At 44.1% G+C, this 15,075-nt stretch carries 18 protein-coding genes and 1 tRNA gene; 10 read left to right on the top strand and 9 right to left on the bottom strand.

Annotated features, from left to right (window positions below; all coding sequences use genetic code 11):
- The first annotated feature begins 92 nt into the window (after positions 1-92).
- Entirely contained in the window at positions 93-794 is a 702-nt protein-coding gene (locus CMAQ_RS02685) for an HAD family hydrolase (protein ID WP_012185592.1), read from the top strand.
- Between the two features lie 99 nt (positions 795-893).
- On the opposite strand, the gene CMAQ_RS02680 is transcribed toward CMAQ_RS02685, so the two are convergent.
- Positions 894-2,459 (bottom strand): pectate lyase family protein, encoded by a 1,566-nt coding sequence (locus CMAQ_RS02680; RefSeq protein ID WP_012185591.1) that lies wholly within the window; start codon positions 2,457-2,459, stop codon positions 894-896.
- An 84-nt stretch (positions 2,460-2,543) separates the two neighbouring features.
- Here CMAQ_RS02680 and dcd point away from each other — a divergent pair, with 84 nt between their 5' ends.
- Positions 2,544-3,083, top strand: coding sequence for a dCTP deaminase (gene dcd, locus CMAQ_RS02675; protein WP_012185590.1), 540 nt, complete (start codon positions 2,544-2,546; stop codon positions 3,081-3,083).
- A 4-nt stretch (positions 3,084-3,087) separates the two neighbouring features.
- Here the strand turns inward: dcd and CMAQ_RS02670 are convergent, their stop codons facing one another.
- Positions 3,088-3,648 (bottom strand): class I SAM-dependent methyltransferase, encoded by a 561-nt coding sequence (locus tag CMAQ_RS02670; protein ID WP_012185589.1) that lies wholly within the window; start codon positions 3,646-3,648, stop codon positions 3,088-3,090.
- A gap of 152 nt (positions 3,649-3,800) precedes the next feature.
- Here CMAQ_RS02670 and CMAQ_RS02665 point away from each other — a divergent pair.
- Positions 3,801-3,876, top strand: a tRNA-Gln gene (locus CMAQ_RS02665).
- A 559-nt stretch (positions 3,877-4,435) separates the two neighbouring features.
- Here CMAQ_RS02665 and CMAQ_RS10910 read toward each other — a convergent pair.
- Together CMAQ_RS10910 and lysA are read right to left on the bottom strand one after the other, a co-directional pair.
- Positions 4,436-4,570: a hypothetical protein gene (locus CMAQ_RS10910; protein WP_269479085.1), complete on the bottom strand. Its 135-nt coding sequence runs from the start codon at positions 4,568-4,570 to the stop codon at positions 4,436-4,438.
- An 87-nt stretch (positions 4,571-4,657) separates the two neighbouring features.
- A complete protein-coding gene (gene lysA / locus CMAQ_RS02660) occupies positions 4,658-5,866 on the bottom strand; it encodes a diaminopimelate decarboxylase (RefSeq protein ID WP_012185588.1) in 1,209 nt (402 codons plus the stop codon).
- 120 nt (positions 5,867-5,986) lie between these two features.
- Between lysA and CMAQ_RS10650 the strand changes: the two genes are divergently transcribed.
- The 3 genes from CMAQ_RS10650 to cyoE all read left to right on the top strand — a co-directional run bounded on the left by CMAQ_RS10650 (position 5,987) and on the right by cyoE (position 7,675).
- Complete coding sequence (locus CMAQ_RS10650; protein WP_012185587.1) at positions 5,987-6,139, top strand: hypothetical protein; 153 nt, start codon at positions 5,987-5,989, stop codon at positions 6,137-6,139.
- Positions 6,140-6,198: 59 nt separating this feature from the next.
- A complete protein-coding gene (gene folE / locus CMAQ_RS02655; protein WP_012185586.1) occupies positions 6,199-6,765 on the top strand; it encodes a GTP cyclohydrolase I in 567 nt (188 codons plus the stop codon).
- Between the two features lie 67 nt (positions 6,766-6,832).
- The gene (gene cyoE, locus CMAQ_RS02650; RefSeq protein WP_048062886.1) at positions 6,833-7,675 is read left to right on the top strand and encodes a heme o synthase; all 843 of its coding nucleotides are present in this window, start codon (positions 6,833-6,835) and stop codon (positions 7,673-7,675) included.
- 32 nt (positions 7,676-7,707) lie between these two features.
- Here cyoE and htpX read toward each other — a convergent pair whose 3' ends face one another.
- The gene (htpX, locus tag CMAQ_RS02645) at positions 7,708-8,703 is read right to left on the bottom strand and encodes a zinc metalloprotease HtpX (protein WP_048062627.1); all 996 of its coding nucleotides are present in this window, start codon (positions 8,701-8,703) and stop codon (positions 7,708-7,710) included.
- Between the two features lie 197 nt (positions 8,704-8,900).
- Between htpX and CMAQ_RS02640 the strand changes: the two genes are divergently transcribed.
- Positions 8,901-9,647, top strand: a complete 747-nt coding sequence (locus CMAQ_RS02640) for an SDR family oxidoreductase (RefSeq protein ID WP_012185583.1) — start codon at positions 8,901-8,903, stop codon at positions 9,645-9,647.
- Entirely contained in the window at positions 9,644-10,519 is an 876-nt protein-coding gene (gene folK, locus CMAQ_RS02635; RefSeq protein ID WP_012185582.1) for a 2-amino-4-hydroxy-6-hydroxymethyldihydropteridine diphosphokinase, read from the top strand. Before CMAQ_RS02640 ends, folK begins: the two co-directional genes overlap by 4 nt.
- A 14-nt stretch (positions 10,520-10,533) precedes the next feature.
- Here the strand turns inward: folK and CMAQ_RS02630 are convergent, their stop codons facing one another.
- Positions 10,534-10,992: a 30S ribosomal protein S17 gene (locus CMAQ_RS02630; protein ID WP_012185581.1), complete on the bottom strand. Its 459-nt coding sequence runs from the start codon at positions 10,990-10,992 to the stop codon at positions 10,534-10,536.
- 11 nt (positions 10,993-11,003) lie between these two features.
- Positions 11,004-11,432 (bottom strand): 30S ribosomal protein S19, encoded by a 429-nt coding sequence (locus CMAQ_RS02625; protein WP_048062885.1) that lies wholly within the window; start codon positions 11,430-11,432, stop codon positions 11,004-11,006.
- A 402-nt stretch (positions 11,433-11,834) separates the two neighbouring features.
- On the opposite strand from CMAQ_RS02625, the gene CMAQ_RS02620 reads away from it, so the two are divergent.
- Positions 11,835-12,062: a ribonuclease P protein subunit gene (locus CMAQ_RS02620; RefSeq protein ID WP_012185579.1), complete on the top strand. Its 228-nt coding sequence runs from the start codon at positions 11,835-11,837 to the stop codon at positions 12,060-12,062.
- Here the strand turns inward: CMAQ_RS02620 and CMAQ_RS02615 are convergent.
- Together CMAQ_RS02615 and CMAQ_RS02610 are read right to left on the bottom strand one after the other, a co-directional pair.
- Positions 12,049-12,840 (bottom strand): adenosylcobinamide-GDP ribazoletransferase, encoded by a 792-nt coding sequence (locus CMAQ_RS02615; RefSeq protein WP_083755277.1) that lies wholly within the window; start codon positions 12,838-12,840, stop codon positions 12,049-12,051. The genes CMAQ_RS02620 and CMAQ_RS02615 overlap by 14 nt on opposite strands.
- On the bottom strand, positions 12,788-13,828 hold the full coding sequence (locus tag CMAQ_RS02610; RefSeq protein ID WP_012185577.1) for a pyridoxal phosphate-dependent aminotransferase: 1,041 nt from the start codon (positions 13,826-13,828) through the stop codon (positions 12,788-12,790). The genes CMAQ_RS02615 and CMAQ_RS02610 overlap by 53 nt, the downstream gene beginning before the upstream one ends.
- A gap of 223 nt (positions 13,829-14,051) precedes the next feature.
- Here CMAQ_RS02610 and CMAQ_RS02605 point away from each other — a divergent pair, with 223 nt between their 5' ends.
- On the top strand, positions 14,052-15,056 hold the full coding sequence (locus CMAQ_RS02605) for an AAA family ATPase (RefSeq protein ID WP_012185576.1): 1,005 nt from the start codon (positions 14,052-14,054) through the stop codon (positions 15,054-15,056).
- The last annotated feature ends 19 nt before the right edge of the window (positions 15,057-15,075 follow it).

Here is a 15,075-nt window from a genome sequence, read left to right as displayed (position 1 = left end):
CGGATTGGTGGCGAATTTGCCGAGTGCTGATTATTATCCTAAGTTTTATTGAGGGAATAATTTTATAAATTAAGCCATCAGTGATCTAACATATGGTAGTATTATTCATGGAGGTTATGGACACTTTAGCAAGCCTAGAGGGCTTCGCCCAGGAAATGGCCTCACTAATTAAGAGGGAGGTGGATATTAAGGCTAATGAGGATGAGGTAGCCGCCCTAATAGCCAATGAGTGGTCAAGTAGATATAATCAATTAGTGACCTCAGGCAACTATAGGTCGCTTAGAAGCCTTGCCAGGGACGTAATGCTAACGGTCACTAGAAAATACTCCCTAGGCCTAGGTGGTAGGGAGCTTGAGTACTGGGGTGATGCCTTAGCCAACGCCTTCGTTACCGTGGCTAAGATCTATGATGATGTTGAGCCAGCCTTAAATGAGTTAAGTAATCTTGGGGTTCAGATGTACATATTAACTAACCTGGATAATGACATAGCTAAGAAGATTCTACTCAAGAATGGTCTACTAAGGTTCTTTAAGGGCGTAATAAGCTCAGACTTAACGAGAGCCGGTAAGCCTAATGCAAGAATATTCAATGCAGCATTATATAGGGCTAAGATTAGTAAGGATGATGCATTAATAGTGAGTGGGCTAATTGAGGATATAATAGGAGGTAAGTTGAGTCAAATAAAGACGGTTTTCGTGAATAGGAGGAAAATTAACCTGACGGTTAAGCCAGACTACATTATAGGTAACTTAACGGAGTTACCTAAACTACTAGCTAATATGAGTAATCCATAGATGGTTCAATACCCGTGATGCGTAACAATAAGTATTAATTGAAGCCACAGCTAATAGGCTATTAACATCAAGGTTAAGGAAGTAGGCTTCTGCATGTAGTTAGGTTGATTGCGGGAATGTACCAGCGTAGTAATATACCTTAACTTCACTTGCCTGTGGTTCACTAAGAACTACATCGAATGATTCATCATTAACATTATCAACAGCAACCCTAGGTACTGTTCCATTAACTACATGGGGGGTTAATAACACGTATGCTGGCTTTAACCTTAACCCATGGTTAACCGTGACCCTAACCTGACCGGGAGGTATTGTGACGTAGCCCTTAATGCCCCTACCTGGCTCATACATTGAGTACATGTTGTCGAAAACAGAGTATGCGTCGCCAGCGTATATGGCTGGTCTAGTGGCTCCAGTTAAAGGGTGCTTAACTATTGTTAAACCATAAATGCCTGCGGTCTTAGGAGGGGTTGCGCTTATCCTAGTTATCCAAGGCATTATGATTATGTTCTCCCAAGCACTATCACTTAGTATACTGCCGAATGGCGCAGTAACTATGTTTGAGATTGATGGTACACCATTATCATTATCCATGAAGTGCACCGTCCAGGCTTGACCAGACCAGGAGAAGTGGAAGTTAAAGTAACTGTCCTGAACACCCACAAGTCTCAATGCCTCCTCCACAGGTCCTTCAACATCAATACTGTACATTGATATTTTAGATAACCCATCACTCCTACTGGTCTTATTCTCAAGAAGTATACCAATACCCTTACCACCGGCATTAAGCATATTAACCTGAGGCCTTATGAAAACCATGAACCCGAGGGCGTTCTCCACGGCCTCAAGGTGAATAACACCCTCAGTGTACAGTGGGTTCCCAACTGCGTAAACCTCGGTAATAACTGAGTTGCCTCCGTCCCAATTACTGTTATTGTTTATTAAATGAAGTAGCTTACTGCTTGGGTTAAGTATACCTTGTACATTACTTATTAGTAAGTGCTCAAAGTTCATTATCCTTAACCCATCCTCATTGGGGTAGTCAATGAATATGTTACTTATGACTGAGAAGGAAATTCCAAGCGAGTCAGGGGAACCTAAATTAATCGCGTTCCTAAAGTTCCTGAAACCCAGGTTAATTAAGGCTGCACCTATTACGTTATTGCCAACTAAGGCATCAAAGGTGCCGTCTCCAGTGAATACTGTGCCACCGTAAATAACGCTATTAGGCCAGTCAGGCGGGGCTGGGTACACGTTGCTCCTCACTGGGTAGACGCCAATTATAGAAACCCCTGGGCTTAATGTTAAGGGTCTGGAGAGTGAGTATTGCCCGGCCTTCACGTATATTACACCCTGGGTGTTTTCACTGGTTATGGTGTTTACTGCGCTTTGAATAACATTACTGGCATCTAAGCCCTCGTAATCTACATTCCCATTACTTCCATTCTTTGCGTAAACCCTACCATATGGGTCTTGGTAAATTATGTATGAGGCTGAGTTCTGGATTGTTGACTCAACTTGCCTTAAATGAGGCTTCAATTCATTAACCTGCATTAACGCTTTATTACTCATGTACTCGCTCACGGCGCCCAGTAATAATGCACCACCACCGAGGGCTAATGAGGCTAGGATTTTTCTACGCTCAGGATTAGTGGAGTTAACCATGATTAATCTATTACTCTTAGTGCTTTTAACATTAAGCTCACGTTGAGTAATAGCTTTTAATAACCTACCAGTTAAGGTGCATTAATGATACTTGCCAGGGGAGAGATACTTAAGCTTATTAAGGATGGTTCCTTAGGTATTGAACCCTTCACTGAGGATGTTGTTAGGGAGAATGGCCTCGACTTAAGGGTTGGTAACGAGTACGCAATATACGCCTTCGAGAACCAGGTAATTGATCCATGTGAGCTTGAATCCACTAGGCACTTATTCAGTATTGTGGAGGCTAAGGACGGTAGAATAATAATACCACCCAGGAGTTTCGCCTTACTGACAACTATGGAGTACGTTAAATTCCCAAGGGATGTAATAGGCTTCTGCAACCTACGCTCAACCCTAGCCAGATACGGCCTAGGGGTACCACCCACAATAATAGATACTGGGTTTGAGGGTAACATAACCATTGAGGTCATTAACAATAGTGGAAACTATGTGGTTCTTAGACCAGGTATGAGGTTCCTCCACGTGGTTCTCGCTAAAACCATAGGTGAAGCCAAGTACCAGGGCAAGTACCTTGGGCAAAGAGGCGTAACACCACCTAAGGGGCTTAAGGGTGAATGCAGTTAAGTACCTACCTCCTCTTAGCTACAGCCAGTACTAGTGGGAAGGATTTCTTAATATTAAGCGTGAAGTACGGTGATAGGGTGTTGTTAATGCATTTAACGGTGCATGAATGACCATGGGCGCTTATTCTATCCCCATCAACCTCAGCAACAATGAATACTCCATCCGGCTTAAGGGAATCACGTAAACCAACCACTGATAATTCATTATTACCCCAATGATGCATTGTGAAGACCGCCACGGCAGCATCAAAGGAACCACCCCGTAACGGTAACCTCCAGCTACCTCCATTAATGAAGTCTGGTCTCCAAAACCTCCTAGCCTGCTTAACCATAGGTAAGCTCACATCAACACCCACAACATGGTAACCTAGGCCACTAACCATGTTGGCTAACCTACCTGTACCAGGACCAATCTCAAGCACCCTAGCCGGACTCTTAACAGTCTCCCTAAGTAACTTAAACACCCTCCTATATGCCCAATAGAAGATGAAATCAAAGTACTTGTAGAACTTAGCCACATTCTCGTCGAACTGCTCAAAGTAACCGTAATCCTGACCAATCCCCATGTATTCAACTTCATTAAGGCGCCTACTTAAAAAGGATTTGCCGCTAACCCGCACTGAATGAATATGCCTGCTCATGGTTGTCTTCATCATTCAATTAAAACCATTGTTTTCATTGGGTAGTGTTTATAAAGGCTTGCTCATTGTCTTCAGTGAGCCGGGTCGTCTAGCGGCCAAGGATGGTGGGCTTTGGACCCACTGACCCCGGTTCGAATCCGGGCCCGGCTACCAATAAACCATCCTCCTCCCACATTAATACTTAATTATTAAGGAATTGAACACTAGCCAATATCAAGGAGGAGTCTATTTGACTAATTACCCTTAGTAATGGTATGGATTGTAGTAATAGTGTATATGAGTCAGTCATTACTAATGTCCTGTAGTGTGCTGCCTAATGGACATGGGATTACTAGTTGCTTAGGCATGAGGGGTTGAGTTAATGAATGATGGATTAACACTAGTATGTTGAAAGGATAATCAACATAATGAACAGCGACTCCTTAAAACCTCCCTAGAGGGGTAGGGCTCATTGCTTCCTTATGGGTTTGCAGTGATTGGAGGAGTAAGGGAAGGGCTCTCTAGGAATGAATAATCATATTTAATACACTAAAGACTTATAAGCATTAAGGGTTAGTAAGTTGATGAGTGATGATGCGTGGCAGCAACTGAGTAGTGAGGAGCCTTGTCTCACGCTGATAAGTATCACAAGTGTCATTACTATTGTTATGGATTAAGTTAATGATTAACTTAATTCATGGTCTAATATATTGCTTGCGATCATGCCTTGAAGTTATTGATCACCGGAGTAGACGAGGTATTTAATATCATGGAAGACCACTTCCTTAGTCATTCCCTTTAAAGAATCCAGGATCTCTGCGTCTAACTTGTTCCTCTCAATTATTCTCATTATCTGTTCCATCGTCATTGGTTGCACTTTAAGAATGCTTAGTAGGCTATTTAATGGGTCTCCCCTATCTATATGAAGAATACAGGGTTTAAAGGGGGTTCGTTTCTACTGCTGAATGAAGCTTGGGATGACTTGAAGCATGGTTAATGAATCCAAGGTCTCCCTAAACCTGCTCACTGCGTGTTCATTATTATAGACCACTACTTCCGCCGGCCTTAACCTACCATTGTAGTTACTGCTCATTGAGTACACGTAGGCTCCAGCATTAAGTATCACCAGTAAGTCCCCCTCCTTAACCCTAGGTAACTCCCTATTAATGGCTAGTTTATCAGTGTTCTCGCATATTGGCCCAACCACATCAACAATCTCACTGCCCTCACCCTCATTGCATGTAATTATGTGGTGGTATGCATTGTAGAGCATTGGCCTAATTAAAACATTCATGCCTACGTCAACACCAATATACGTCCGATTCCCCTTCTTCTTAACTTCAGTAACCCTTGTTAATAAGTAACCGGCGTTACCCACAATGAACCTACCAGGCTCAACCCATAGTTCACCGGGGAAGAAGCCCCTAAGTGCACTTAACCTATTAAGGTCAAGGGGCTTCTCACCAGGCTTATAAGGTATACCGAAGCCGCCGCCCATGTCGAAGTAACTTATCTTAATGCCAACCTCCCCCTCTATTACCTTGGCCTGCTCCTTAAGTAATTCAGCTATCTTAAGGAAGTAGTCTGGGTTAAGCACATTACTACCCATCATTGCGTGTATGCCGAATTCCTTAACGCCATTTGACTTAGCTAGCCTATAGGCCTTAATGGCGTCATTAAGGAACATGCCGAATTTACTCTCCTCACCAGCCAATGTGACACCGGGTGTGAAGCCTTCCCCATAGCCTAAGTCAATCCTAAAGAAAACTAACCTAGGCCTATAGCCTAAAGCCATAGCCCTCTCAAAAGCCCTCACCGAGTCGAAGTTAAGTACCACCCTTGAGTCTATACCGTACTTAATATCATTGTTCGATAAGTATGCACCAGTGTAGAGTACTTCACTTGGCTTAAAACCAGCCTTAAGCGCTAAAAATACTTCACCTGGTGATGCTGCATCAGCCCCTGAACCAAGCCTCCTGAGGAATGCAAGTATGGCTAGATTTGGGTTAGCCTTAATGGAGTAGAGGACCTTAGCGTTGAGGGAATCCTTAATGGACCTGTAGTTTCCCTCAATTAAGTTAAGGTCATAGACTATTAATGGGGTATCGTACTTATCCGCTAAGTCAACGAGGCTTACACCCCTACTAATCATGCAGGGATCCATGGGTTTAAGTTAATTTAGAATACATTATAACTATTAGCACTGGGGTAATGGGGCTTAGGTTAACTCTAATGTTAGCTTAATTAAGGTAATTTATATAAGCATCCCATTTAGGAGCCACCTATGAGTGTTTCAAGTAAGGTTAAGGAGTTGGCTAATAGTAGGCTTGAGGAGGCTAAGAAGCAGGTTAGCGTAAGGGTTCAGGACGCTAAGGGTAGGATTATTGAGTACATTGAGGCTAAGAGGAGGGAATTACTTAAACTCGCTGAGCAGTAATAGATTGAAATTCATTTGCTGGTGAGTTTTTTAAAGAAATACTGTGAAGGCTTGATTCTATGGGTGTTAATAAGGCCTTGATTAAGCAGGCAGTTAAGCAGATACTTGTAGCCATTGGTGAGGACCCTGAGAGAGAGGGGTTGAGGAGGACGCCTGATAGGGTTGCCAACATGCTTGAGGAGTTGACTAACGGCCGTGAGGAAAATGTCCAGTACACTCTCTTTGAGGGGTCTAGTAACATGGTTATTGTGGCTGGTATAAGGTTCTCAACACTCTGTGAGCATCACCTACTGCCAATGCTTGGGGTGACTCACGTAGCATACATACCTAGTGATAAGGTTATTGGAGTGAGTAAAATACCTAGAATAGTGGTTAAGTACTCCAGGATGCTTCAACTACAGGAGAGGTTGACTAGGCAGATAATGAATGAGGTTTCCTCAGCCACAGGTTCTGGGGATGTCATGGTTCTCACCGAGGCATACCATACCTGCATGATGATTAGAGGTGTTAGGAGTGCATCACCCCTTGTTTCAATGGCCTATAAGGGTAAGTTCAATGATTCCTCACTTAGACTAGAGTTCCTGGAGTACATTAGGCCATTTAGGCTTAATAAATTCCTCACATGAGTAATCTAATTCACCTATTTCAATCGAGTAAGGTATTTTAATAACCCGCATGAGTGTTAGACGTATGATTAACGAGTACCTGAAGCTAATGAAACCCCACGTAATATGGCTACTGGTGCTCTCGGCATTAGTTGGTTACATTGCTGCTGCAGGCCCATTGGTGAACCCCATTAAGTTAATTGAATTAACTGTGGTGGGTTTCCTATCCACGGGTGGTTCAGCAGCCTTCAACATGTATTATGAGAGAGATATCGATAGCCTAATGGTTAGGACAATGAAGCGTCCAATACCCAGTGGTAAAGTGACTCCATTAAACGCCTTAACGTTCTCAATAGCCGTAAGCCTCAGCGGCTTTACCTTATCTTACCTTTGGCTTGGATCATGGGTAACCTTAATGATTGCACTAGGTTGGTTCTTCTACGCAGTTCTATACACCATAATGCTTAAGAGGAGGACATGGTTAAACATAGTGATCGGCGGCTTCGCGGGGAATGCCGCATTACTCTCAGGGTGGATTATGGCTAAGCCCATTGACCTGGAGTCTATATTACTATCAATGGTGATATATGTTTGGATCCCAGCCCATATTTGGTCACTAGCCTACTACGCTAGGGATGATTACAAGAGGGTTAACGTACCCATGCTACCCACCATGGTTAATGAGAAGGCAAGCGTAAGAATAATATCCATACTTAACCTAGTATCTATAATATACATGCTGGTGCTTTACCAATTATACATGGCTAAGTTAATAGGCTATATCCTAGTTATACCGGCTACACTTGCAGGAATCATAGTAACCATTAAGGCCCTTATTAAGCCGAGTAATGAATCCTTCAGGACAATGTTCAAGGCCACGAGCCCAATCCTACTACTATTCCTACTAGCCGTAATAATATCAAGGATTTGAGGAAACGTGGATTTTAAAAAATGAATTTAAACTCAGTAACCCTCAGTAGCGTACTTATCAAGGAGTCTAATTCTCTTAGCTGGATGCGGGTGATCTGAGAATAACTCCTCAAGCACCGATGGTTTATAATTCCTCCAGTACTCGATTAACTCATCAACATCTGATTCAGGAATCTCCTTCCAATCCTTCGGTAATGGTGAGAAGAATAGCATGTGGCTTAGGTTAGATCCAGCATTACTCCTAATAACCTTACTAACCCTTGGGTCAACGCTTAAGTATATTTTAGCTAAAGCCCTCTGCAGGTTCCTAGCGGCGCCTGGTATTGTTATCGCTGAATTTACGTCAGCGTAGGCTTCCCTCATCCTGTTGAGGGCTAGTAGGAAGAGGTTGAAGACGAAGCTTACTGCTAATAGGCCTAGGCCGATTAACATTAATATGAATGGTGATTCAGAGTTGCGTCCGCCACCCCACCATGAGCCCCATATTCCACTAAACCACAGGCTGTAGCCAAGCCAGTATATTAACGCTGGTATTAGGCCTATGAACATTAGGAACTCCACATCCCTATGCTTCAGGTGACCTAACTCATGGCCTAGGACAGCCTTAATCTCATCCTTATTCAGTATCTTAAGCAATGGAGCGGTTATAGCAACCCTCTTACCTGCTATTGGGCTACTATAGGCGAAGGCGTTTGGGAAGGGTGCCTCAGCAATGTAGACCTTAGGTGTCTTAATGCCATTAGCCTCAGCAACCTCATTAACTATGTCAACTAACCAACCGTACTTGGGGTCATCTGGGCTAACCTCCTTGGCATGGTACATGGCGTTTATAATGTATGGGCCGAAGAGCCACTGTATGATATTTATGAACATTATGAATATCAGTATACCGGTTATTGTATATACTGTGGCTGCAAAAGACCTGGTGACTGATGCCAATACTCCCAGGGCTATTGCTAATCCAAGTCCTATTATGACTACTGCTACACCAGCCATGGATAACCTAAGCTTAACCAACTCCCAATCCATATGCTTCATGTAATGTTAGGGATTAAAAACCTTTCTCACAATAGCTAAATGCCTCATTACATTTCCCTTCTATTCCCATTATTCAATGCATTGTCAAGGGGTATATTTGAATGATGAATTAACTCATTGTGAAGCAGCATCTAGTTACTGCATTACTAGTAGCGGAATAAATATGAGTACACCTAGTAGGCTTGGTTATGGTGGATTCAATTAAAGGTAAGACAGCCCTAGTGACTGGTGGCTCAAGTAGAATAGGTAGGGTGATTTGTAATTACCTGGCTAGGGAGGGGGTTAATGTGGTGGTTCACTATAATTCATCCATGGAGGAGGCCCTTAAGGTTAAGGAGGAGATTAATGGTTTAGGGGTTGAATCATGGATTATTAAAGCGGATTTATCCAAGCCCAGTGAGGTTAATGAATTAATTAATGAATCCTTTAAGCAGGCCGGTGAGGTTAACTTCCTAATTAATAATGCCTCAGTATTCCCTAAGATAGGGTTAAGCGACTTAAGCATTAGTGACTTAAATCGGATCATGCAGGTGAATGCCTGGGCACCATTAATGCTTACCCTGAGGTTCGCTAGTATGGTTAATGAAGGTAAGGTAGTTAATGTACTGGACTCAATAGTGGATGGGTATAATTTCGAGAGGTACGCCTACTACCTAAGCAAGATCATGCTTAATGCAGTAACAAGATCCCTGGCCCTTAAATTAGCCCCAAGGATAACCGTTAACGCCGTCGCCCCCGGCATTATACTTCCAGCTAAGGATGAGAATACTGAACGCATAGAGGCTATGGTTAATCAAGTCCCCTTAAGGAGACGTGGATCACCTGATGATGTCGCCCACGCCGTAGTGTTTCTGCTTAAGAGTAGTTACGTAACTGGTCAAGTAATATATGTTGACGGTGGGGAGCATCTTAAGCCCAGGGTGGTTTATGAATGAGCATGGGTTTATTCAAGATAGAGATTAGGGGGCTTAAGGTTAATACAATCATTGGGGTGAAGCCCAGTGAGAGGGCAAGGCCCCAGCCTGTGGTTATTAATGTTGAGGCTTGGGCTGACTTAAGTGAGGGGGCTGCTAAGGATTCCATTGAATGCACGGTTGATTATAAGGTTCTTAAGGATGAGTTAATCTCATACGTTAGTAGTAGTGATTTTAAATTAATTGAAACCCTTGCTGATAGGTTGGCTAAGGTTTGCCTGCAGGATCATAGGGTTAGGATGGTTAAGGTTAGGGTTGAGAAACCGGGTGCATTAACCGGTGCCGAGGCGGCTGCAGTGGAGGTTTTTAGGAGGAGGATGAGTAAATTGGCTAAGGTATTCATAGCCGTTGGCTCAAACATTAATCCCGAGTACAATGTTAGGGAAGCTGTTATTAGGGTTAGGAGGATTCTCGGTCCATTAAGGGTATCCACGGTTTACTTAACTAAACCAATACCAGATAACCAACCCCCCTATTACAATTGCGTATTAGAGGCTGAAACAGCCCTAAGCCCAGTATCGGTTAAGAGCGCGTTAAGGGGGATTGAGAGTGAGATGGGTAGGGTTAGGGTGAGTGATAAGTATGCCCCAAGGGTCATTGACCTAGACCTAATACTTTACGGTAATTTAATAATTAAGAGTAATGAATTAACCTTACCTGACCCGGAGATAGGTAGTAGGCCCTTCCTAACCCTACCTTTACTTGAGCTTGAACCAGACTTAGTCATACCTGGGTTAAATAAGGCAATTAGGGAGTTGGCTAAGGGGGTTAGCGGCGAGGGTATGAAGCCTCTACCTGATTACACCGAGGAGTTGAGGAGATTAGCCGGTTGAATTAAGGTTTAACATTACTGCTGCTGGATCTCCTTAACCTCTGGGTTAACTGAGGTTACGTCATCAGGTCTCTTACCAAGTACAACGAAGGATATGAACTTAGCCAGTGGCCTAGTCTCCCCTATTACAACGTAGTCGCCAACGTTAACCTTAATGCATGACGGTAGGTGAGCATGAATATTCCTCCTCTTCCTAATATACCTCTTATACTTGGGTGAGTAATGCAGCCACTCATGCTGAATAACCACCTGCCCCATGTAAACACTCACAACCCTACCCTCAAGTATTGTTCCCCTCACCTTAACGTGACCATGCCATGGACACTTATCATCATTACAAACCGCCTTGGGCGGGAGAAGCCACGGCACCCCAATGTGCCTAACCCTAACCCGTTCACCATTGGGCAGCATAATAACCTCCCCTGGTCTCGGTCTCTCCTGAAGTTCAACCACGAGTCTACTGGATTGAGCCATGGGCACTCACCTCACTTAGCAGCTATGTGTAGTGTTGACTTAGTTGCCTTCAAACCTGGTTCACCATGCTGCACTATCTTAGTGGTTATTGCGAATTCACCTAGGTAATGCCCAATATGCCATGGTGATATTGGTACTGGAATGTAGGTTATACCATTGTAAACAAATATGGTTAAACCAACCATCTCAGGCAGTATAATCATGTCCCTGCAATGAGTCCTAACTGGTATACTCTTACCCTTAGCCGCGAAGGCCTTAGCCTTCCTAATCTTCTCAAGCAACTGCCTGTGACATGGCCTCAACCCCCTCTTAAGGGTTCGCCTCTGCCTGGCTGGGAGGAGCTTAATGAACTCATTCATAGGCATCTTCATTAATTCATCGAAGGTAAACCCCCTGTACTTAAAGTTCTTCCACTCCTCCTGGGGGATTGGAGTAGGCATTATCCAGCCTCTCCTACCAGCCTCAGCACTACTCTCCTCCTCCGCACCAGCAGCCGCAGGCGCAGCTGCCGCGGCGGCTTCAGTTGCCTTAGCAGTTGGCTTAGCCTCAACCTTGCCCTCAGGCTTCTTAGACATTACTAACCCAATATAGGTTCACCTTTATAACCTTTACCTAAGGTCTTAGCTTACTTAAACCACGTATCCACGTATCGAGGCTGACTCATTATGGATGCCATTACTGGGAATCTTTATAAGGTTAAGTTTATTAATTTAAAATGCCCCGTAGGTGTGGGTAAGGGTGAGATGGGGATTTAACCCCACCCATGATCCCAGCCCCTCCGGGCGGGGTACATTCCTTGAGGTAAGTTAACGCATATTAAAGGGTAAGTGGCTTAAGTTAACATGCCCCTTAGGGTTGAGTTGGTTGACTGCAGGAACAGTAACATGAATGGGTTAAGGGGTTTAGTGATTGGGCAAACTGAAGGCACCATTAGGCTCCTCACTGAGACTGGGAGGGTGTTGATTATACCGGTTAAGTCATGCAGGTACTACGTTTGGTTAAACAACTGCATAATACTAGTGACTCCCAGGGGGCTTAGGAGACTTGTTAGGAGGGTTAATGCACAGTAAGTAGGTAACCCAGTGCGGAGTAAATTGTGAGTAAAGTAACCTTACTTAACTCAAAGGAGAAGCCTAACACATCACCATTAACAAACCCTAACCTAGAGTGACTTAGCTTAACTGTAAGAAGGGCTACTAGTTCACTTATCAGTGCGTTAACGGTAATAGTGATGAGGATGATTAATGCACCCCAATGGTAAAGCAACGGTACCGCCACTATAATGGCTGCATACAGTAGAGTGGATGAGGTTAATTTAACATTCCCCTTAGCCTCAATTATGAATAATCGCCCCAACCCACCCTCACTTGGCTTACCTAAGTAGGCTGTGGTGAACATTACGTAGGCTGCCGCAGCTTCAGTAATGGGTAGAGTAATTAACGTCTCCTTACCCATTGATAGTAATGATGAGTAGACGAGCAGGACATCAATTAGGCCTAGGGTTAATGCGAAGGACCCCCTATGAGGATCCTTAAGAACCCTCACAGCCTCCTCACCCCTCCTACCTGTTAGTAATGCCTCACCGAAGTCTAGGAATCCATCCATGTGCTGGAACCCGTTAATTAAGTAGGTTAATGCAGTGGATAAGGCAGCCCCAATGGGCTTACTGATGAGTAGTGGTGACGCCGCTATGAGCCCTTCAATTAAGCCAATTAAGGGGACTAGGTAGAAGTACCTGGGTGCGTACTCAAACTTACCCCCTGCAGGTATTATTGTTAGGAAGGAGATTAACCCCCTAAACCCCATTGAGAATTCTCTTAATCTCCTCAATAAGCCTCTCCTCATCATTAATCCCCCTCACTGCTATTCTAACGTGTTTACCCCCAAGTCCCACAAAGCCCTTAGGCACCCTCACCACTATGCCTTTATTAAGTAAGGCCTCGTAAAGCCTATTAGCCTCAATAGGTGCCTCAACCAGTATGAAGTTGACTGCTGATTCATAAACCCTAAACCCTAATTCAATAAGACCATTAACCAAGTAATCCCTCAACCTAGCCACCTCCCTCCTAGATTCCTCAAGAAACGAGACGTACTCACTACTATACCTACCGTAAACCCCCCTAGCCACTTCATCTGCGCAACTATTGACGTTCCATGAAGGCAGTACCGTCCGCATTAACCTCATTACTTGGGCATTAGGCGTATAGACGTAGCCTATCCTTAATCCAGGTAACCCAATCTCCTTAGTTAAGGACCTAACCACAATTAGGTTACCGTACCCACTACCCATTAGGCTCATTGATGGGTTTACGGATAAGTTAATGTAGGCTTCATCAACAATCACCAGGCCTGCATTATTAATCACGTCAATTAACTCCCCCCTACTATGCAGGATACCCGTTGGGTTACTTGGGTTACTGAGGAGGACAACATCACTTCCCTCTGCCTTAACATCACCAAGCATGTATGATGAGTCGCTGTGAGGCATTAAGTGGTGATTAACCCTAAGCCCAATCAACCTGCAATACTCCTCAAACTCAAGGTCACCGTAATTTGGTGAAACAATCAGGCACCTCCTCATCCCAAGTAACCTAGCAACCATTAGTGATGCGTAAAGGCCCTCAGAGGCTCCGTTAACTGGAGTAACCTCTTCATCACTTACCCCATTAAAAGCAGCCACAGTCCTCCTTAAGTTGGCGTAGGTGTAGTCCGGGTACATTGAGTACTCACACCCCTTAATCAACTTAATGACGAAGCCCGGGGGTGCTAGGGGGTTAATGTTGGAGCTGAAGTCTAATTCACCCTGCTTAGCTAATCCACCATGGTACTTAACCACACGTTCCCCATCCCTCCTTGAAAATATAAACTTACAGTGATGTACTTGAAGCCTCGTTATTAATGGTTGTTGGGTTTAATTTAGGTACTTCCCCTTGTTCCCACACTTAAGTGAGCCATTAAAGAAGACTCCTCAGTATGATTCCTCATCTCTAAGGAGTGAGGGAAGGGGGTAATACACGTACTGAGAGAGGTTTATATTCCGTGGTTTTAGGAGAATGCTGATGCAAAGTAATTCCAAGGATTTACTTGGATCATTACCGACATTATCCAGTCTGCTTAAGCGTGATCCAATAAGCATGGAGACTAAGGTGGTTAAGGCGATTAGGGAGAAGGGTGTTAATAATATACTTAAGTCACTTGAATCCAGCCTTAGGGGTCTTGGTGAGGCTACTCTTGATGTTTTAAGCGGTTTATCAGTGGGTAGGCATGTGATGATAATGGGCCCCGTGGGTGTTGGTAAGACAACCCTAGCTGAGGAGATAGCCAGTATCCTAGCCCTAGACAACCCACCTTACATTGAGGTGGCTTGCCACAGCCACATGACGGCTACCGAGCTCACTGGGGATATTGATATAGCTGTGGCTCTTCAAGCAGGCCTAGACCACCCCCTAGCCTACATACCTGGTCCCCTTGTTCTCTCCCATGGTAAGGTGCTTATAATGGATGAGATAAATAGGCTTAACCCATATAGTCAAGCATCATTACTCCAGGTTCTTCAAGAGCACTACGTCTACATTAGAGGTTTCAGGATTAGGAGTGACTTCCTGATGATAGCAACATCAAACCCAGCTGAGTACTCTGGTGTTTATGAGCTTAGTGAAGCCTTGGCCGATAGAATGAAGGTTGTTGAGATTCAGTACCCTGACAGGGAGTTGCTTAAGGCAATACTGGAGTGGAAGGCTAACTTAACCTTAAGCCACATTGGTGTTAAGACTCCAAGCATGTTGACTGAGGTTTTAACAAACTTCATAACGTTGATGAATCAGGACGGGATAATTGAGGTTTCACCAAGCATAAGGGCTTCAATATACGCCTTAGCCAACACCATGGCTAAGGCATGGATAGAGAGGAGGGAGCCTGCCTTAAGTGACCTTAAGAAGGAGGTTTTAGCCAACATGGCCCACGTGGTTAGGGGGAGTTTCTCAAGTGAGGGGGAGAAGAGGGATTACATAGCCAGGAAGTTCGATGAAGCAGTAACCATAACTACAAGGTCAGGTAGAAGATGAGTACTGGATCCTTAATCCA

It is taken from the genome of Caldivirga maquilingensis IC-167 (assembly GCF_000018305.1).
Classification (GTDB): Archaea; Thermoproteota; Thermoprotei; order Thermoproteales; family Thermocladiaceae; genus Caldivirga; species Caldivirga maquilingensis.
This window is presented reverse-complemented; position numbering and strand designations above follow the sequence as displayed.